The organism is Streptococcus didelphis DSM 15616 (genome assembly GCF_000380005.1).
Classification (GTDB): domain Bacteria; phylum Bacillota; class Bacilli; order Lactobacillales; family Streptococcaceae; genus Streptococcus; species Streptococcus didelphis.
Genome location: NZ_KB904188.1, coordinates 547399 through 566319, shown reverse-complemented (window position 1 = coordinate 566319; position 18921 = coordinate 547399). Strand labels below are relative to the sequence as shown.

Here is an 18921-nt window from a genome sequence, read left to right as displayed (position 1 = left end):
CGTTCATAATTACAGGTAACTTTGTCTGCTTTAACTGAGTAGAGCTTAGTTCTCCATATATTATGGACGGTTTTTTATAATTTCTAAATGTCCCATCATTCAGTTATCAAGTCTTTTGTTATTACGTATAAAATGGTATAATATCCTTAATGATTAGGAGTGAATATGGTCAAAAGAGATTTTATTAGAAACATTATTTTAGCTTTAATTGCAATTATTTTTATTATTCTATTAAGAATATTTGTATTTTCAACCTTTAGAGTAAATCAAGAAACAGCTAATTCTTATCTAAATTCAGGCGATTTAATTACCATTAAGAAAAATATAAAACCTCAATATAAAGATTTCGTTGTTTATAAGGTAGGTAAAAAAGACTATGTTAGCAGAGTTGTAGCTAAAGAAGGTGAAACAGCTACCTACATGGATGATATTTTTTATTTAAATAATAAAGTGGAAGATCAAACCTATATTGAGTCAATGAAATCAGCCTATTTAAATAGCTCACCATTAGGTTCCTTGTTTACTGATGATTTTAATATTCGAACAATCTCTAAAGATAAGTATGATACTATTCCCAAAGGGAAATTTCTCTTATTAAATGATAATCGTCGTAATCATAAAGATAGTCGTCAATTTGGCCTAATAGATCAATCACAAATAAAAGGAATCGTCACTTTCAGAGTTCTTCCTCTTAAACATTTTGGATTTATAGAAACTGAGTAGCCTGAGGGCTGCTCTTTTTAATGCAACTATACCAATATGATATTTGACAAGTTCAAATCAATAGTATATACTGTGAGCATAGCTTTTTAATAAATGAAATTAGACTATACCAATTTTGATAAAAGAAAGTAGTAATAAAACTTACTAGGGGAAAAGATATGTGTGGAATAGTAGGAGTAGTTGGCAACAGTAAGGCAACTGATATCCTAATGCAAGGATTAGAAAAACTAGAATATCGAGGTTACGACTCAGCAGGTATTTTTGTAGCAAATGATAAGAATTCAACGGTAGTAAAATCTGTAGGGAGAATTGCCAATTTGCGTGCAAAGATATGTGAAGAGCTTGCGGCTACTTCAGGTATTGGGCATACGCGTTGGGCAACACACGGTCAAGCAAGTGAGTTGAATGCCCATCCTCACCAATCTGCCACTGGACGCTTTATCTTGGTACATAATGGGGTTATTGAGAACTATCTTCAGATAAAAGAAGATTATCTGATTAAACATGATTTTAAAGGCCAAACTGATACAGAAATTGTTGTTCATCTTATAGGGAAGTTTGTAGAAGAAGATAATCTTTCTGTTCTTGATGCCTTTAAAAAAGCTTTAACAATTATTCAAGGTTCCTATGCTTTTGCTTTAATGGATAAAGAAGATGCTGAAACAATCTATGTTGCTAAAAACAAGTCACCACTTTTAATTGCTCTTGGGCAAGGTTATAATATGGTTTGTTCTGATGCTATGGCCATGATCCGTGAAACCAACCAGTTTATGGAAATCCATGACAAGGAACTTGTTATCTTAAAAAAAGATTCAGTACTAATAACCGACTATCAAGGAAATATTCTTGAGCGTGATGCTTATACTGCTGAGTTAGATTTATCAGATATTGGTAAAGGGACCTATCCTTTTTATATGCTAAAAGAAATTGATGAACAACCAAGTGTTATGCGTAAATTGATTTCAACCTATGCAGATGATAAAGGCCAACTTACAGTTGATCCAGATATTATTAAAACAGTTCAAGAAGCAGACCGCATTTATATCCTAGCTGCTGGTACTTCCTATAATGCTGGTTATGCATCTAAAGCAATGATTGAAGCATTAACAGATATTCCAGTAGAATTAGGGCTTGCTTCTGAATGGGGCTATAATATGCCACTTTTAAGCAAAAAACCTCTCTTTATTTTATTAAGTCAATCAGGAGAAACTGCAGATAGTCGTCAAGTTCTGGTTCGAGCTAAGCAAATGGGAGTTCCTACTTTAACTATTACAAATGTACCAGGTTCCACCCTATCTCGAGAAGCAACTCATACAATGATTATTCATGCTGGTCCTGAAATTGCAGTTGCTTCAACAAAGGCTTACACAGCTCAAATAGCAACCCTAGCCTTCTTGGCTAAAGCTGTTGGGCAAGCAAGTGGTAAACAAGCAGCTATTGATTTTGACTTGATACATGAATTATCCCTTGTGGCCCATTCAATTGAAGCAACTCTATCTGAAAAAGACTTAATTGCTTCAAAGGTTGAAAGCTTACTAGCAACCAGTCGAAATGCTTTTTATATTGGCCGTGGTAATAATTACTATGTTGCTATGGAAGCTGCTTTAAAATTAAAAGAAATTTCTTATATTCAATGTGAAGGTTTTGCTGCTGGTGAATTAAAACATGGCACCATTTCATTAATTGAAGACGGTACGCCAGTAATTGGACTAATTTCGTCAAATGAAATTATTGCCTCACATACACGTGGTAATATTCAAGAAGTAGTAGCGCGTGGTGCAAATATTCTTACAGTAGTTGAGGAAGGTCTTGAACGTGAAGAAGACGATATTGTCGTTAAAAAAGTACATCCTTATCTAGCAACTATTGCAATAGCGGTCCCTACTCAATTAATCGCCTATTATGCTTCCTTACAACGTGGTCTGGATGTTGATAAACCTCGTAATCTAGCAAAGGCAGTAACCGTAGAATAAAAAAAAACAGAGGAAACGCATTCATCTTGTCAAAAATACATTTTTAAAGTAACATAAAGAGAGTTATAAAAAGAATGAATGGAGAAAAGATGTCCTTACCAAATTGTTTAGAATGTCAATCAGAGTATGTTTATGAAGATGGCCATTTGTTAATATGCCCAATGTGTTCTTTTGAGTGGACTCCTGGTCAAGAAGTTGAAGATACAGAGGACTCATTTAAAGTAGTTGATAGCAATGGAACACTTCTACAAGATGGAGATACTGTTACTGTTATTAAAGATTTAAAAGTCAAAGGAGCCCCTAAGGATATTAAGCAAGGGACACGTGTTAAAAATATCCGACTTGTTCAAGGTGACCATAATATTGATTGTAAAATTGAAGGTTTTGGCGCTATGAAATTAAAATCTGAATTTGTTAAGAAATAAAGGGTACAACTTTTAGGAGTTGTATTTTTTGCACCCTCTATAACTATAATTTTAATAATTTAAATTTAATTTTTTTAAATACCATAATAATTTTAGTCTGATTTAATATCATTAATAGTTCTACTTAGGTATATGGTTAAAAAGACAGAAATTATCATTTTAGAAATTATCTACTCAATAGAAGAAGTTAATCATAGAAATAACAAGGATTAATTTTCTGAAAATTAGATTTCCTGAAATAGCTTTAATCTCATTAAAATTAAGTATAAATATACGAAAAATTGAATACTTTAATAATTTTTTAAACTAGAGAAAATAAGACAAAATAGCTGGGTTGACGGTGTTTTTAATAAGTTGTATGATTAGTTTGTAAGTACTTACACATTATAATTATTGCAATAATTGAATACAAAGGAGCAAAACTATGAAAATGAAACACTTTTTTTACCTTTCAACAGCTCTTGCTGGTGTAAGCTTATTTTCAACTACCTTAACACAAGTGCAGGCAGACCAAGTCTCCTCTCCTCAAACAAGTGTGACAAATAACCAAAACCTTATTCAAAATCAAAAGAGTCAAATGACTGATCAATTGAACCAACAAGCCAATCAACTTACAAACCTTAAAGAAGAGGTTAAAGGAAGTGACTTGGAAAATTCTATTAATTCAGCCCTCAATTCAATTGAATCTGTTAAAAGCAACTTGAATTCAACAACAAGTCTAGATGGCATAAATAGCATGGGAATTCGAGTTGAGGCTCTTACTGAAGTTATTCAAGCTATTAATTTTGCTACAAGTCAATTAACTAATAAGGTAAGTCAAGCCCATACTGATATGGGATTTGCTATTACGAAACTCGTCATTGCAATTGCAAATCCTTTTGCCTCTGTAGATGACATTAAAGCCAAAATTGCAGAACTTAAGGAAGTTGAAAAGAAAGTCTTAAGCTATCCAGATCTTGCGCCTACAGATAAAGCTACGATTTATGTGAGAGCAAAATTAGCTAAAGCTATCTGGCATACACGCGCTGTAAGAAATGAAAAAATCACTAATATCAAAAGTGAAGCAGTTACCAAGGCTTTAAATGAAGCTATTTCACATGCAGCTGGTGTTCGTTGGAATCCGTCTTCTACTGTGGGAGAGGTCAACCAAGAAATTATTAACTTAGAAAAAGCACTAGATACTGCTTTAAAATCTTAAGAAGATAAGCTAAATAAGAAAAAGATCTATTACTATGGATTAATCACGAGAAGATATAAGACTGTGACTAATTCATTAATAATAGGTCTTTTTTACTTTAAGATTAAATAGGAAAGATGCTAGTTTCTTCTTTTAATAATGTAATGATACTGTTGTGAAGTGAGGCTAGGCCTAGAAACTATTTGATGGAATAAGAGATACCAGCTTTGATTGCGTCGCCAGATACTAGTATGATAGTTATTTCCTAGTTCATAAGTTACTAATTTGGTATTATAGCTGATTGATTTCATAGTAAAATTTTTAAAGTTACTAGGGTAAAAGATTTTTTGGGTAATAAATTGTGTGCGGTTAGAGCAGCATCCCTTTTGATCAAGAATTTGGAAATCTTCAGCTAGAAAATTTTCATAACCAGGAATCTTAGATAGTATTAATTTTTCATTGGTATAAATAAGCTTACTGATAATTTCAAGCTTATCTTGATCGGCAAGTTTTGAAGGTTCCACATGAATATCAATATCATAAATGGAAAAATGTTCACTCAGAAGTTTTTCAACCTCTTCTGTAATAGCATGGCTTTCATAGACAGATAAATCAGGATTCATTTCAAGTACAATATCTAAATAGACATTACTTCCATAGGTCCTTCCTCTTTGAGATTTTACAGCAACAATTTTAGGTATTTGTAAAATGGCTTCTTCATATTTTTTGAGATTTCTATTATCAAAGCCATCAGATAGACTAAAAGCACTCTGCATAAAAATATCAAAGGCTGTTTTTAAGATGAAAAAGGTAATAATGATAGCTGCAATTCTATCTACAATTGTAAGGTTAAGAGAAGCTGCAATGATTGCTATAGAGGTTCCTAAAGAGGTTAAAGCATCAGAAAGATTATCTTTGGAGGCAGCAACTAAGGCACTCGATTTTACTTTCTTGGATAGCTTTTTATTGTATAAATAAACTAAAAGCATAACAGCTGCCGAGATAAGCCCTACGATTGCGCCTAAGGGATCAATAGGAGTATTCTGGCCAAAAAAAATATTTTTCAGTGTTTGAATAAGTACCTGAAAACCAACGATGAACATAATAAAGGAAGTCACAAGACTAGACAGATCTTCAAATTTCCAGTGACCAAAACGATGATTAGCATCTGCCGGTTGACTTGCTAAATGAAGTCCAATAAGTAAGGCAACATTTCCGACAATATCAGATAAATTATTAAAGCCATCTGCAATGAGAGAATTAGAATGTAGAAAATAACCACTGGTTAATTTGGCAACACTAATCAGTAGATATGCTCCAATACTTATAATAGGTCCACGCTTTGCAAGTCTTAGATTTTCTATCGGATCTCTAGTCATGGTTACTCCTTTATTTTAATTATATTATTATATCACATTCTCTGGTATTTAAAGACTATCTTAGTTAAGAGTGACCTGTATTGATAGGGTAACCTCAAAAGACCACTAAGAAGATTTTTATTTTTAGTTATAACATGATATAATTTTAAGGTTAATGATGACAAGTGATATTTAAGTAATAAGATTGGGAGAAAAAATGAATCCTTTATTATATGGAATGAATGATAAGCAAAGCGAAGCTGTCCAAACAACACAAGGCCCACTTCTCATTATGGCAGGTGCAGGTTCAGGGAAGACACGTGTTTTAACGCATCGAATTGCTTATTTAATTGATGAGAAAGCTGTTAATCCTTGGAATATTTTAGCAATCACCTTCACAAATAAAGCAGCTAGAGAGATGAAAGAACGAGCTTTAGCCTTGAATCCTGCAATCCAAGACACATTGATAGCAACCTATCATTCAATGTGTGTTCGTATTCTAAGACGCGAAGCAGATCATATTGGCTATAATCGCAACTTTACTATTGTGGATCCAGGTGAGCAACGCAGCTTGATGAAACGAATCTTAAAGACCTTGAATATAGATCCTAAAAAATGGAATGAACGGGCCATTTTAGGAACCATCTCCAATGCTAAAAATGATTTATTAGATGAAGTTGCCTATGAAGCTCAAGCTTCTGATATGTATAGCCAGATAGTAGCAAGATGTTATAAGGCTTATCAAGCAGAGCTTAGAAGAAGCGAAGCTTTGGATTTTGATGATTTAATCATGATGACTTTAAGGTTATTTGATCAACATAAGGATGTCTTAGCTTACTATCAGCAACGTTATCAATATATTCATGTTGATGAGTATCAAGATACTAACCATGCCCAATATCAGTTGGTTAAATTGCTAGCTTCTCGTTTCCAAAATATTTGTGTAGTGGGTGATGCTGATCAGTCTATCTATGGCTGGCGTGGAGCAGACATGCAAAATATTTTAGACTTTGAAAAAGATTATCCAAATGCAAAAGTCGTTCTTTTGGAAGAAAATTACCGCTCTACTCAAACTATTCTTCAAGCTGCTAATGATGTCATTAAAAATAACCGTAATAGAAGAGAAAAAAAACTTTGGACGCAAAATTCCCAAGGTGAGCAGATTGTCTACTACCGAGCTAATGATGAAAGAGATGAAGCTGTTTTTGTAGCCTCAACTATCTCAAATATGTGTTTAGAATTAAAGAAGAGCTTCAAAGATTTTGCTGTCCTTTATCGAACAAATGCCCAGTCTCGTACAATTGAAGAAGCATTTTTAAAATCTAATATTCCCTATACTATGGTTGGAGGAACTAAATTCTATAGTAGAAAAGAAATAAGAGATGTCATTTCTTACCTTAATATAGTAGCCAATCCTTCAGATAATATTTCTTTTGAGCGTATTGTAAATGAGCCCAAAAGAGGAGTTGGCCCTGGAACGCTGGAGAAGTTGCGCCTGTTTGCTTATGATAATAATATGGCTTTCCTTGAAGCATCCTCTAATCTTTTCTTATCTCCTTTAAAAGGAAAAGCTGCGCGGTCTATTATGGATTTAGCCAACTTGTTACAAGACTTAAGGAATAAACTTGATAACTTAACAATTACAGAACTAGCCCAAACCCTACTTGAAAGAAGTGGTTATCTTGAAGCTTTACAAATCCAAAACACCCTTGAAAGCCAAGCAAGAACTGAAAATATTGAGGAATTCTTAACAGTTACTAAAAACTTTGATGATAATAGTGCAAACCAAATTGAAGGCGAAAGCGGAATTGATCGCCTTGGACGCTTTTTAAATGACCTAGCCTTGATTGCTGACACTGATGATAGCGATACAGAGGTAGCTGAAGTGACTTTGATGACCTTGCATGCTGCCAAAGGTTTGGAATTTCCAGTAGTCTTTTTAATTGGTATGGAAGAAGGAGTCTTTCCCTTATCTCGAGCGGCTGAAGATCAAGATGAGCTTGAGGAAGAAAGACGACTAGCCTATGTAGGTATCACAAGGGCAGAAGAAATCCTCTTTTTGACAAACGCGACTACAAGAACCCTATTTGGGAAAACTAACTACAATAGACCAACGCGATTTTTAAGAGAAATCTCTGAAGAGTTATTAGCGCACCAAGGATTGGCAAGGCCGGCAAACTCTTCTTTTGGTGTTAGGTTTAGTAAGGAAAGTAAAAATCAATTTGCTAGTGGAATGAGTCTCTCACAAGCTATTCAATCACGTAAAAGCCAGGTACAGGCCCAGAATAAAGACAGAATTATTAGCTCCAATGACCTGCCTTTTAATCAACCACAGGCTCAAGAAGTAAATGATTGGCAAATAGGTGATATTGCTCATCATAAAAAATGGGGAGATGGTACGGTTTTAGAGGTTAGTGGAAGCGGCCAAACAACGGAATTAAAAATTAAGTTCCCAGAAGTCGGACTCAAAAAACTACTTGCCAGTGTAGCTCCAATTGAAAAAAAATAAGAAATAAACTAACTAATGCCCTAAAAATAGGGAATTTAGTTGGTTTTTTTCTTTTTATAAAAAAAGTTATAAAAAATGAGCCTAATTCTTGCAATTAATAATAGAAAGTGTATAATAACAATATAAATTAAATAAAGAGTGGTCACTTTAAGGAATACCTATAATATAGTGTTTTATCTCTATAAAATTACTTTTTATAAGGTCTTCTGATAAAAAAGACACTAGTTATTTTATTTAAGTAGTCACTTTGGACGCAAAGGGCTACAATTAAGGTTACAATGAAAAATGGTTTTCATTTTTCAACAATAATATTTTAGTACACATGTACTTTAGGAAAAAGGAGAATTATCATGGGAATTATTTGGACATTAATCGTTGGTGCTATTATTGGTGTTATTGCTGGAGCGCTTACTAAAAAAGGTGGCTCAATGGGATGGATTGCTAACATTGTAGCAGGTCTTGTTGGTTCATATGTAGGTCAAGCATTACTTGGTTCATGGGGCCCTTCCCTAGCAGGTATGGCTTTGATTCCTTCAATCATTGGTGCAGTAATAGTAGTTGCAGTTACTTCTTTTGTATTAGCTAAAATGAACTAATTAAAACAGTCAACTGTTTTAATAGTTGATACGTTTAATGAAGAAAGAGGTAGGTATGGCAAAAGCTTTAAAGATTATTTATAGTCTCTTAGGTCTTATCCTATTATCCATTTTTATCATGGTTATGGGTGTAACGCAACCTTATCTTGATATGCCATCTAGCTATCATTGGCTAGCTTGGGATTTAGATAATGTTTCTGGCTTCTTAAACCCAAGCTTATATTACTATTTCTTTTGGGTTGCAGCAGCCTTTGCAGTGATTACTTTAGTAGCAATTCTTGTGATTATCTTTTATCCAAGAACTTATACTGAGATTCAATTAAGTAAAAAGCAAGGTAGCCTTCTTTTAAAGAAATCTGCAATTGAAGGATATGTAGGTACAGCAGTTAAAGAAGCTGGCCTAATGACAAATCCAAATGTAACAGCTAAATTATATAAACGTAAGTTTACTATTGATGTAGCTGGTAAATTAGATTCACGTGTTGGTGTTACAGACCAAATTAACGGAATTAAAGAAGGTGTTACTACAGGTCTAAATAAATTCTTTGGACTTGATAAACCTGTTAATTTCAAAGTTCGTGTTAAAGATATTGCTGATTCTGATATGAGGTTTGCAAATAAAGACCGAGTAGAATAGGAGATTAGTATGGAGTTTTACGAAAAATATAAATACCCAATTGTTGGTGGATTAGTTGGCCTAGTACTTGCTGTGTTACTAATGTCATTTGGTTTTTTCAGAACCCTATTAGCACTAATATTTATTGTATTGGGTGTTTATGGTGGTTTATTCGTTAAAAGAACTGGTATTCTGGATCAATTTATCCATCGTAGATAAGAAAGTATTCTAACCTGGTATTCTGGATCAATTTATCCATCGTAGATAAGAAAGTATTCTAACATAGAAAAATACAAAAATCTGATTATTTAGAGGAGAAGAATTATGACTGAAACATTTATTAAAAATACACAATCATCTACTGCCCCTTCAATTCGTGGAGAATTGACTTATGAAGATAAAGTTATTGAAAAAATTGTTGGTTTAGCTATTGAACATGTAGACGGCTTACTAGCAGTTAGTGGTGGATTCTTATCTAACATTAAAGAAAAACTTGTTAATACTAACAGTGTACGTGATGGTGTTAACGTTGAAGTAGGTAAAAAACAAGTAGCAGTTGACTTAGATATTATTGCTGAATACCAAAAACATGTACCAACTATTTTTACTGAAATCAAAGAAATCATTGAAAAAGAAGTTAAAACAATGACTGATTTAGATGTGATTGAAGTTAATGTAAATGTTGTTGATATTAAAACAAAAGCTCAACATGAAGCTGATAAAGTAAGCTTACAAGATAAAGTTTCTGATGCAGCACATGCTACAAGCCAATTTACTAATAAACAAGTAGATAACGTTAAATCTTCAGTTAATAATGGTATGGATAACATGCAGTCTGAACCCCGTGTAAAATAAATCGCGGCTATTAAAACTTAAAGATATAGAAAAGAGGTTTTATGATGTCAGAAGAAAAAATGAAAGCTAAAGTAGACCAAGCTAGTGGTACACTCAAAGAATCTTTTGGTAAAGTTTCTGGAGATAAGTCTCTTGAAACAGAAGGTAAAGTTGAAAAAAGCTCAGGTAAATTAGATGAGATTGTAGCTGATGCTAAAGATGCTATTAATGGTCTTGTTAAAGGTCTAAAAGATAAAAAATAAAGGAGAAACTATGACAACTAACGATATTAAAAGTACACTTACTTATGATGACAAGGTCATTGAAAAAATTGTTGGACATGCACTCGAAAAAGTAGATGGACTTCTAGCAGTTAGCGGTGGATTTTTCTCAAATCTTAAAAATAGCGTCGTTAATTCGGATTCTATCGGTGAAGGTGTCAATGTTGAAGTTGGTAGCAAAGAAGTAGCAGTAGACCTAGATGTTATTGTTGAATATGGTAAAGATATTCCAAAAATCTCAGAGGGAATTAAAGCAATTGTTGCTCAAAATGTTGATTCTATGACTCACTTAAAAGTTATTGAAGTTAACATTAATGTAGTTGATATCCGAACTAAAGAAGAACAAAAAGCTGCTGAAGTAACTGTACAAGATAGAGTTTCAAAAGCCGCTAGCTCAACTTCAGACTATATCAGTTCTAAATCAGAAGAGCTAAAAGAAGCAACTTCTGATGCAAAAAAAACAAATCAAACTGTCAACTAGTTTTTCATTGTAGAAACTCTAATCGGTAAGTTATGGAGAGCTGGTTTAAAACCGGCTCTTAATTTTGCCCTCGTTCCTCTTAAAATACTGTTGAAAACTATTCAAAAATATGATTTAATAGGAATGTTTTAGATAGTCTATAAAGGAGAATACTATGAGCATAAGTAAGAAAAGTGAATTTACAAGCTCAAAATATCAGAAAATAGCTATTTCAGTTGCCCAGAGAATCGCAAATGGAGAATATGAAGTTGGTGAAAAGTTAAAATCTAGAACAACAATTGCTTCTACTTTTAATGTTTCACCAGAGACAGCACGAAAAGGATTGAACATACTAGCTGACCTTAATATTTTAACCTTAAAACATGGTAGTGGAGCCATCGTTTTATCTAAAGAAAAAGCCATGGAATTTATTAATCAATATGAATCAACACATTCTATTGCTGTTATTAAAGAGCGTATTCGTGAAAATTTGCATGACCAGCAAAGAGGAATGGACCAACTATCTGTTTTAGTTAATGAATTTTTGATGCAAAGCCAAAATATCAGTAAACATTTTCCTCTTGCTCCTTATGAAATTATTGTAAGTAAGGATTCAGAACATTTTGGAAAATCTATCGGTGTCTTAAATTTATGGCACCAAACAGGTGCAACTGTTGTAGCTATTGAGCATGAAGGTCAATTTACTATCTCTCCTGGACCTTATTCAGTGATAGAAAAAGGCGACCATATCTTTTTTGTCGGAGATGAATCAGTTTATTCACGTATGAAAAACTATTTTAATCTCTCTATGGGATTATGAAAACTAGAATTATCTAGTTTTTTTAGTTTATCCCAGCACTCTCAACTATATCCAATACCTAAAAATAAAAAGTCAGTCCTTAATTGAACTGACATTTTATTTTTCCACTGAAACTGTTTTTAATATAATATCACTCAATTGCTCTGGTGATTCTTTTCCTCCATTTGCAACCCAGTAACTGATAATACTTTCAATGCTTGAGAGATAGACTTCTAGGGCATATTCATAAGGAATTCCATATTGTTTACTGACAATAGTTTGATAATCTTTAATGCTTAAGAGCACGCGGAAGATAAAATCTTTTAGGGTCTGTTTGAAATTAACATAAGAAGATTTAGAAAGTGCCTGAACAAAGGAAAAATTGCCTTGAAAGAGGGTTAAAACAGCAATAAGAAGAGCCCTTGTATCAGTATAGATTGCTTGTTGATCAAGTATTTTAAAGATGTGTTCTAAACTTTCTTCTTTGATTTGATCAATCATTTGATACTTATCCTTATAATGAAGATAAAAGGTCCCTCTATTAATGCCAGCTCGCTTAGCCAAATCTGAAATGGTAATAGCTTCAAAGTCTTTTTCTGAAAGTAGAGATACTAAAGCTAGTGTAAGATAATACTTTGTTTCTGTATGTCTTTTATTCATAAGCTAAGCCTCCTTAAATGAACAAAGTTTTATTTTTTGTTCTTGTTGCCTGTATGGGCACATTATATAATATAAGTAGAATAAAATCAACATTCTGTTGATATAGTTGATATAAAGGAGAGTAGCTTTGGCATATATAGAAATGAGATCTTCTTCCAAGCATTATAAGATGGGTGACAGTGAAATTGTAGCCAATGATAAAGTATCTTTTGAAATAAATCAAGGGGAATTAGTGGTTATTTTAGGTGCATCTGGAGCTGGGAAATCAACTGTTTTAAATATTCTTGGAGGAATGGATACAAATGATCAAGGTAGTGTTATCGTTGATGGAAAAGATATTTCAAGTTATACTGCTAAAGAACTAACCCAATATCGTAGAAATGCAATCGGTTTTGTATTCCAATTTTATAATTTAGTTCCCAACTTAACAGCTAAAGAAAATGTTGAATTGGCCGTAGAACTTGTAGAAGATGCTTTAGAACCCCTTCAAATTTTAAAAGAAGTTGGCTTAGAAAATCGTATTGATCATTTTCCTGGACAGCTATCAGGAGGCGAGCAACAGAGAGTTTCTATTGCAAGAGCTATTGCTAAAAAACCCAAACTCTTGCTTTGTGATGAGCCTACAGGTGCCTTAGACTATCAAACAGGGAAACAAATTCTAAAGTTATTACAGGAAATGATTCGCAATCGACAGGCTACAGTGGTTATTGTTACTCACAATACAGCCCTAGCCCCTATAGCTGACAGGGTTATCTATATGCATGATGCCAAGGTAACAAAGGTTCTTACTAATGCTAAGCCACAAGCTATAGATGACATTGAATATTAAGGGAGCTAAAAATGAAAAAAACATTTTGGAAAGATATTCTCAGGTCTATCAAATCTTCAAGTGGTCGTTTTATTTCTTTGTTTTTATTGATGTTTATAGGCTCCTTTGCTCTTGTTGGATTAAAAGTGACCGGACCAGATCTTGAGAGATCAGCTAGCCATTATATTAACAAACATCGAGTGATGGAACTAAGCATTATTGCTTCAAGTGGTTTTTCAGATACAGCCCTGTCAGAATTAAAAACAGAGTTACCAGCTAGTCAGATGGAACTTGGCCATCTCCTAGATGCAGATATTGTTGGAAAAAAACAATCTATTCGGATATTATCACTTACAGATAAGATATCAAAACCTACCTTAATTAAAGGGAAGCTGCCTAATCAAGATAATGAGATAGCTATTGCAAGCTGGTTTCAAAAGAATTATCCAATAGGTTCTCTTATTCAGTTAAAAACTAAAAATCAGGGCTTATTGAAGTTCCAAGCATTTAAAGTAGTAGGTTACCTTAATTCATCAGAAATTTGGTCCAAGAAAAATCTAGGAAGTTCTCAAGCAGGTGATGGAAACTTAGATGTTTATGGTTTCTTAAATAAGTCTGCCTTTAATATACAAGGTAATATCGTAAGACTCACTTTTAGAGATTTAAAAGAGCTAAAACCTTTTTCTAAAACCTATTCTGATAAGCTTTCTGACAAAGAAAGACAGATAGAAAATATATTAGTTGATAATGGCCCAGCTAGGAAAGAAGAACTAAAAGCTGAGGCTCAAAACAAGATGTTAGGCTCAGAAGACCATCTACTTAGCCCTAAACAAAAAGAAGAACTTAAGCATCTTCCTAAGCCTACCTATACCGTCTATAATAAATCTAGCCTACCAGGAGGAGAGGGTTATGAAGCCTATCAGACATCCTCAAACTCTATTTCAAGAGTAGGCAATATCTTTCCTGTTTTGCTTTATTTAGTTGCTGCTTTAGTTACTTTTACAACTATGACACGTTTTGTCGATGAAGAGAGAATCAATTCTGGATTATTTTTAGCACTTGGTTATAGCAGAAAAGACATCTTTTTTAAATTTATTATGTATGGATTTATGGCAAGCTTTTTAGGAACGACTTTGGGAATTTTAGGCGGAACTTATTTCTTATCCTCTTTAATTGCTAAGATTGTCACCGATCCCCTTGTTATAGGCAATATCTCCTTTTATTTTTATTGGACCTATGCTTTATTAGCCTATGCCTTAGCGATGATTTCAGCTCTCTTACCTGCCTATTTAGTAGTCAGAAAAGAATTATTTCAAAAACCAGCCCAACTATTACTTCCTAAGCCACCTAGTAAGGGCTCAAGGATATTTTTAGAACATTTTTCCTTTTTCTGGAAAAAATTAAGTTTCACCTATAAGATAACCCTTAGAAATATTTTTAGATATAAACGACGGATGTTTATGACCATAATAGGAGTTGCAGGTTCAGTGGCACTTTTATTTTCCGGCTTGGGCATTCAGTCTTCCTTATCAAAAGTAGTTGATCATCAGTTTTCAGTGTTGACACCTTATCATATTTTATTGATTAGTAAAGATACTCCTAATAGGGATCAAAAGTTAAGTCAATTTTTTGCTTCAAAAGAAGTTAAGCAATTACAAAAAGTTCATTTTTCTAACCTTAATATAGTTAAAAAAGGTCAAAAGCATAACATTTTAGTTAATGTCATCGCGACAGATAAAGGTAATCTAGATGATTTCATTAATTTGAAAGATAGTAAAACCAGTAAAAAAGTAACTATTCCTAAAGATGGAATAGTCCTGTCTGAAAAATTTGCCAATCTTTATAAGGTAAAAGAAGGTCAAAAACTCACTATTCATGATGACCAAAATCATAGCTTAAAAGTTACTGTAAAAAAGATAGTTCAAATGAATGTTGGCCATTATATGCTTATGTCAGATACTTATTATTCTAAGTATTTTGCTTCGATAGATTATAGTCTTGCATATTTTATTAATTTGCAAAATGCTAATAGTAATCATATCAGTCAGGTGTCTCACAAGCTCTTAGCTTTATCTTCTGTAGAAGCTCTACATCAAAATTCTCAGACTATTCAGTCTGTAGAGTCAGTAATTGCATCCTTAAAGAATGTTATGGCACTTTTAATCATACTATCTATCTTACTAGGAATGGTGATTCTTTACAATTTAACAAGTATCAATATAGCAGAAAGGGTTAGAGAACTATCAACAGTAAAAGTTCTGGGTTTTTACAATACTGAGGTGACCCTGTATATTTACCGAGAAACAATTATTCTTTCTTTTATTGGAATAATTGTTGGCATCATAGGTGGGCGTTATCTTCATACTTATATTATGAAGATAATCAGCTCAGATAGGATAAACTTTGGCACCCAATTGGATAGCTATGTTTATCTCATTCCCCTAATCTCTATTACAGGGCTTCTTTTCCTATTAGGAATCCTAGTAGACTTTAGAATGAGAAAATTAAATATGTTAGAGGCTTTAAAGTCCCTTGATTAAAAGTTGGAATTGAGGTGTTTTTAACACTTTTAAAACTTGAAATTCCTTTTTAAAAGTGTTAGTATTTTGATACTATAAGATAATAGAAAGATACTAACATGGAAGAAAAGCTAGAAGACTATTTTAATAATAGTAAACCCAAAATTTTACTAGGAGAAGCTGTTGAATGTTTTAAAGGTAAAGCTGTTTCTGCAAAGCTAGCAGAAGGAGAATTTGGTCTCATTAATCTTTCAGATATGAGTCCAGATGGTATAGCCTATGACAAATTAAGAACTTTTCAGTTAGATAAAAGACAATTATTGAGATATTTTTTAGAAGAAGGAGATCTATTAATTGCTTCAAAAGGAACGGTGAAAAAAGTTTGTGTTTTTCATAAGCAAAATAGAGATATTGTTGCTTCGTCCAATATCACTGTTTTGCGTCCAACTGAAAAATTGCGGAGCTATTATATTAAATTTTTCCTAGACTCCCCAATTGGGCACACCTTACTGGATAGGGCCGATCATGGTAAGGATGTCATTAATTTATCTACCAAGGAGTTACTTGACATTCCAATACCCTTGATTCCACTTGTCAAACAAGATTACTTGATTAATCACTATTTGAGAGGTTTAAGTGACTATCACCGAAAAATAAAAAGAGCCCAGCAGGAGTGGCAACACATTCAAAAAGAAATTGAAAAAAGCTTAAATTAAGGAAAGTAAGATGAAACTCTTTGAAAGAACTGTAAAAATGGTTTTGGCCACTTGTTTAGCTATTATAGTGGCTGACCTACTTAACTTAAAATTTTCAACTTCTGCTGGGATTATTGCCCTTCTAAGCTTACTTGATACGAGACAATATAGTCTAAAAATAGCACGGGATCGCCTTATTTCTTTTATTTTATCCTTTATGCTTGCCTATAGCATCTTTTTAGTTTTTGGTTTTGGACTATTTGCTTTTACTCTCTATCTTGTCATCACTATTCCCTTACTCTATTATTTAAAGATAGAATCTGGCTTAGTTCCTATAACTGTCTTAGTAAGTCATCTCCTAACCTTAAAATCTCTCAATCCTTCTGTTTTATTAAATGAAGCCTTAATATTTGTTATTGGAACTGGATTTGCTTTACTTTTAAATACCTATATGACATCTAACAGTGGGCAAATAAAAACCTATCAAAAAGATATTGAAAAAAGATTAAAAGAAATTCTTTTTCAATTAGAGGCTTCTTTATTAGCCGAAAAAGACTCCGTAATAGAAGTTTTGGTTCAAGAGCTGGAATTTGAGTTAGAACAAGCCCTGAAAATGGTTTATCGAGAAAGTGATAATCAGGTCTTCCAACAAACCAATTACCAGGTTCATTACTTTGAAATGCGTCGTAATCAAGTTAGACTTCTCAAACAGATTGTTAAAATTAGCCAAAATATCAAGGAGAAGAATCGAGAAAGTGTACTATTAGCTCATTTTATCCATGAAACTGCTAGTCAGTTAAGTGAAAAAAATCCAGCTGTTACCTTGCTTGATGACATTGCAAGCTTACTTCAAACTTATCGTCAAAGAGAACTTCCAAAGACAAGATTAGAGTTTGAAAATCGCGCCCAGTTATTCCAACTTCTTCAAGACTTAGAAAATTTCATTAGAGAAAAAACCGAATTTTATCAAGAATACCATGATTTACCTTAACCCAAGTTAACTTCAAAAGATTAGCCAGTTCTTAAAAGAGAAGTCTAATCTTTTTTGGTATACTAGGTCATAGGAAATCAAGCATTAGAATGGAGAACCATGAAAGAAATAAAATGCCCAAACTGTAAAACTATTTTTACCATAGACGAATCTGACTATAGCCATTTATTGGCGCAGGTTCGTGGGGAAGAATTTGAAAAAGAAGTTGGTGAAAGGCTAGAAAATCAAGTTGCTATTCTAAAAGAAAAAGCCAAAAATGACCTTCAAGAACAATTAGGGCAAAAAGATAGTCATATTAATCAATTGAAGCATCTACTAGAACAAAAAGAGAAAGAATATCACTATTTAAACCAAGAAGAGCTTGCCAAAAAGAATCAAGAAATTACTTCTTTGGAGGCTGAATTACAAAACCTAGCTTCTCAAAATGCCCTAGAACTAAGTGATAAATTAAGCCAAAAAGATAGAGAAGTCATAGAGTTGAAAAATAAATTAGAAAAGATGGAATTGGAAAACCAGGCAAAGGTTCATTCTCTTTTGACAAATCTTGAAAAAGAGCGAGATGATTTGAAAAATCAGCTTGTGCTTAATGAAAAAGAACAAGCCTTATCCTTGGCTTCTTTACAAAGTGACTTTCAGTCACAGTTGAAAGCAGCTAACGAACAGGTGGAGTTTTATAAGAATTTCAAAGCGCAGCAGTCCACCAAAGCTATTGGAGAAAGTTTGGAACTATATGCTGAAACTGAGTTTAACAAGGTTAGAAGCTATGCTTTTCCTAATGCAGAATTTACCAAGGATAATACCCTTTCAAATCGAGGATCAAAAGGTGACTATATTTATAGGGAGTTGGATGAAAATGGCCTAGAAATTATTTCGATAATGTTTGAAATGAAAAATGAGGCTGATACAACTAAAACTAAGCATAAAAATAAAGATTTTTTTAAAGAACTAGATAAGGATCGTAGGGAGAAAAAATGTGAGTATGCTGTTTTGGTAAGTATGCTAGAAGCTGATAGTGATTATTATAATACAGGAATTGTAGATGTCAGTCATGAATATGAAAAAATGTATGTCGTCAGGCCACAGCTCTTTATTCAATTGATTGGTATTCTAAGAAATGCAGCTCTTAATAGCTTGAAATATAAACAAGACCTAGCCTTGGTCAGGGAACAAAATATTGACATTACTCATTTTGAAGAAGACCTAGATGCTTTTAAAACAGTTTTTGCCAAACACTATAATAATGCTAGCAGTCAGTTTGATGAAGCCATCAAACGTATTGATGAGTCCATTAAGCAGATGGAAAGAGTCAAAGAAGCTCTTCGCCTCAGTTCGAATCACCTTAACAAGGCTAATAATAAGTTAGAAGATGTTTCTGTTAAAAAATTAACCCGCAATAACCCAACCATGCGAGAAAAATTTGAAAATATAAATCATAAATGATTTCCAGCTTTAAAACTCCCTTAGGAGTTTTTTCTCTTGTCTTTTTACTTTCAAAAC

19 protein-coding genes are annotated in these 18921 nt (G+C 33.1%); 17 read left to right on the top strand and 2 right to left on the bottom strand.

Features of this window, described 5'->3' with window-relative positions; genetic code table 11:
* Positions 1-165 precede the first annotated feature (165 nt).
* The 4 genes from lepB (at position 166) to A3GU_RS0102850 (ending at position 4319) form a co-directional block, all read left to right on the top strand.
* Positions 166-723, top strand: coding sequence for a signal peptidase I (gene lepB, locus A3GU_RS0102865; RefSeq protein ID WP_018366039.1), 558 nt, complete (start codon positions 166-168; stop codon positions 721-723).
* 158 nt (positions 724-881) lie between these two features.
* The gene (gene glmS / locus A3GU_RS0102860; protein WP_018366038.1) at positions 882-2696 is read left to right on the top strand and encodes a glutamine--fructose-6-phosphate transaminase (isomerizing); all 1815 of its coding nucleotides are present in this window, start codon (positions 882-884) and stop codon (positions 2694-2696) included.
* Between the two features lie 89 nt (positions 2697-2785).
* The gene (locus tag A3GU_RS0102855) at positions 2786-3121 is read left to right on the top strand and encodes a zinc ribbon domain-containing protein YjdM (RefSeq protein WP_026216421.1); all 336 of its coding nucleotides are present in this window, start codon (positions 2786-2788) and stop codon (positions 3119-3121) included.
* 424 nt (positions 3122-3545) lie between these two features.
* Positions 3546-4319 carry a CAMP factor family pore-forming toxin gene (locus tag A3GU_RS0102850; RefSeq protein WP_018366036.1) on the top strand — a complete coding sequence of 258 codons (774 nt, stop codon included), beginning with the start codon at positions 3546-3548 and terminating at the stop codon, positions 4317-4319.
* Between the two features lie 119 nt (positions 4320-4438).
* On the opposite strand, the gene A3GU_RS0102845 is transcribed toward A3GU_RS0102850, so the two are convergent.
* Positions 4439-5677 carry a cation diffusion facilitator family transporter gene (locus A3GU_RS0102845; protein ID WP_018366035.1) on the bottom strand — a complete coding sequence of 413 codons (1239 nt, stop codon included), beginning with the start codon at positions 5675-5677 and terminating at the stop codon, positions 4439-4441.
* A gap of 196 nt (positions 5678-5873) precedes the next feature.
* On the opposite strand from A3GU_RS0102845, the gene pcrA reads away from it, so the two are divergent.
* The 8 genes from pcrA (at position 5874) to A3GU_RS0102805 (ending at position 11772) form a co-directional block, all read left to right on the top strand.
* On the top strand, positions 5874-8165 hold the full coding sequence (gene pcrA, locus A3GU_RS0102840) for a DNA helicase PcrA (protein WP_018366034.1): 2292 nt from the start codon (positions 5874-5876) through the stop codon (positions 8163-8165).
* A gap of 350 nt (positions 8166-8515) precedes the next feature.
* The gene (locus tag A3GU_RS0102835; protein ID WP_018366033.1) at positions 8516-8761 is read left to right on the top strand and encodes a GlsB/YeaQ/YmgE family stress response membrane protein; all 246 of its coding nucleotides are present in this window, start codon (positions 8516-8518) and stop codon (positions 8759-8761) included.
* A 55-nt stretch (positions 8762-8816) separates the two neighbouring features.
* Positions 8817-9398 (top strand): alkaline shock response membrane anchor protein AmaP, encoded by a 582-nt coding sequence (gene amaP / locus A3GU_RS0102830; RefSeq protein WP_018366032.1) that lies wholly within the window; start codon positions 8817-8819, stop codon positions 9396-9398.
* 9 nt (positions 9399-9407) lie between these two features.
* A complete protein-coding gene (locus A3GU_RS0102825; protein WP_018366031.1) occupies positions 9408-9596 on the top strand; it encodes a DUF2273 domain-containing protein in 189 nt (62 codons plus the stop codon).
* Positions 9597-9701: 105 nt separating this feature from the next.
* Positions 9702-10232, top strand: a complete 531-nt coding sequence (locus tag A3GU_RS0102820; RefSeq protein ID WP_018366030.1) for an Asp23/Gls24 family envelope stress response protein — start codon at positions 9702-9704, stop codon at positions 10230-10232.
* A gap of 44 nt (positions 10233-10276) precedes the next feature.
* Positions 10277-10474: a CsbD family protein gene (locus A3GU_RS0102815; RefSeq protein ID WP_026216420.1), complete on the top strand. Its 198-nt coding sequence runs from the start codon at positions 10277-10279 to the stop codon at positions 10472-10474.
* Positions 10475-10484: 10 nt separating this feature from the next.
* On the top strand, positions 10485-10973 hold the full coding sequence (locus tag A3GU_RS0102810; RefSeq protein ID WP_018366028.1) for an Asp23/Gls24 family envelope stress response protein: 489 nt from the start codon (positions 10485-10487) through the stop codon (positions 10971-10973).
* 154 nt (positions 10974-11127) lie between these two features.
* Positions 11128-11772, top strand: coding sequence for a TrkA C-terminal domain-containing protein (locus tag A3GU_RS0102805; RefSeq protein WP_018366027.1), 645 nt, complete (start codon positions 11128-11130; stop codon positions 11770-11772).
* A gap of 96 nt (positions 11773-11868) precedes the next feature.
* Here the strand turns inward: A3GU_RS0102805 and A3GU_RS0102800 are convergent, their stop codons facing one another.
* Positions 11869-12411, bottom strand: coding sequence for a TetR/AcrR family transcriptional regulator (locus A3GU_RS0102800; protein WP_018366026.1), 543 nt, complete (start codon positions 12409-12411; stop codon positions 11869-11871).
* Between the two features lie 127 nt (positions 12412-12538).
* On the opposite strand from A3GU_RS0102800, the gene A3GU_RS0102795 reads away from it, so the two are divergent.
* From A3GU_RS0102795 to A3GU_RS0102775, 5 genes are all read left to right on the top strand, one after another.
* Positions 12539-13240, top strand: a complete 702-nt coding sequence (locus A3GU_RS0102795; protein ID WP_026216419.1) for an ABC transporter ATP-binding protein — start codon at positions 12539-12541, stop codon at positions 13238-13240.
* Positions 13241-13251: 11 nt separating this feature from the next.
* On the top strand, positions 13252-15759 hold the full coding sequence (locus A3GU_RS0102790; protein ID WP_018366024.1) for an ABC transporter permease: 2508 nt from the start codon (positions 13252-13254) through the stop codon (positions 15757-15759).
* Positions 15760-15857: 98 nt separating this feature from the next.
* Entirely contained in the window at positions 15858-16454 is a 597-nt protein-coding gene (locus tag A3GU_RS0102785; protein WP_018366023.1) for a restriction endonuclease subunit S domain-containing protein, read from the top strand.
* Between the two features lie 10 nt (positions 16455-16464).
* Positions 16465-17424, top strand: a complete 960-nt coding sequence (locus A3GU_RS0102780) for an aromatic acid exporter family protein (RefSeq protein WP_018366022.1) — start codon at positions 16465-16467, stop codon at positions 17422-17424.
* 99 nt (positions 17425-17523) lie between these two features.
* Complete coding sequence (locus A3GU_RS0102775) at positions 17524-18864, top strand: DUF2130 domain-containing protein (RefSeq protein WP_018366021.1); 1341 nt, start codon at positions 17524-17526, stop codon at positions 18862-18864.
* Positions 18865-18921: the final 57 nt, after the last annotated feature.

Bases quoted from the DNA above. Each gene is read 5' to 3' on its own strand.
- A3GU_RS0102775 (WP_018366021.1), top strand. From the start codon at position 17,524: ATGAAAGAAATAAAATGCCCAAACTGTAAAACTATTTTTACCATAGAC.
- A3GU_RS0102820 (WP_018366030.1), top strand. From the start codon at position 9,702: ATGACTGAAACATTTATTAAAAATACACAATCATCTACTGCCCCTTCA.
- A3GU_RS0102815 (WP_026216420.1), top strand. From the start codon at position 10,277: ATGTCAGAAGAAAAAATGAAAGCTAAAGTAGACCAAGCTAGTGGTACA.
- A3GU_RS0102785 (WP_018366023.1), top strand. From the start codon at position 15,858: ATGGAAGAAAAGCTAGAAGACTATTTTAATAATAGTAAACCCAAAATT.
- A3GU_RS0102825 (WP_018366031.1), top strand. From the start codon at position 9,408: ATGGAGTTTTACGAAAAATATAAATACCCAATTGTTGGTGGATTAGTT.
- A3GU_RS0102800 (WP_018366026.1), bottom strand. From the start codon at position 12,411: ATGAATAAAAGACATACAGAAACAAAGTATTATCTTACACTAGCTTTA.
- A3GU_RS0102780 (WP_018366022.1), top strand. From the start codon at position 16,465: ATGAAACTCTTTGAAAGAACTGTAAAAATGGTTTTGGCCACTTGTTTA.
- glmS (WP_018366038.1), top strand. From the start codon at position 882: ATGTGTGGAATAGTAGGAGTAGTTGGCAACAGTAAGGCAACTGATATC.
- amaP (WP_018366032.1), top strand. From the start codon at position 8,817: ATGGCAAAAGCTTTAAAGATTATTTATAGTCTCTTAGGTCTTATCCTA.
- lepB (WP_018366039.1), top strand. From the start codon at position 166: ATGGTCAAAAGAGATTTTATTAGAAACATTATTTTAGCTTTAATTGCA.
- pcrA (WP_018366034.1), top strand. From the start codon at position 5,874: ATGAATCCTTTATTATATGGAATGAATGATAAGCAAAGCGAAGCTGTC.
- A3GU_RS0102855 (WP_026216421.1), top strand. From the start codon at position 2,786: ATGTCCTTACCAAATTGTTTAGAATGTCAATCAGAGTATGTTTATGAA.
- A3GU_RS0102850 (WP_018366036.1), top strand. From the start codon at position 3,546: ATGAAAATGAAACACTTTTTTTACCTTTCAACAGCTCTTGCTGGTGTA.
- A3GU_RS0102845 (WP_018366035.1), bottom strand. From the start codon at position 5,677: ATGACTAGAGATCCGATAGAAAATCTAAGACTTGCAAAGCGTGGACCT.
- A3GU_RS0102790 (WP_018366024.1), top strand. From the start codon at position 13,252: ATGAAAAAAACATTTTGGAAAGATATTCTCAGGTCTATCAAATCTTCA.
- A3GU_RS0102810 (WP_018366028.1), top strand. From the start codon at position 10,485: ATGACAACTAACGATATTAAAAGTACACTTACTTATGATGACAAGGTC.
- A3GU_RS0102835 (WP_018366033.1), top strand. From the start codon at position 8,516: ATGGGAATTATTTGGACATTAATCGTTGGTGCTATTATTGGTGTTATT.
- A3GU_RS0102805 (WP_018366027.1), top strand. From the start codon at position 11,128: ATGAGCATAAGTAAGAAAAGTGAATTTACAAGCTCAAAATATCAGAAA.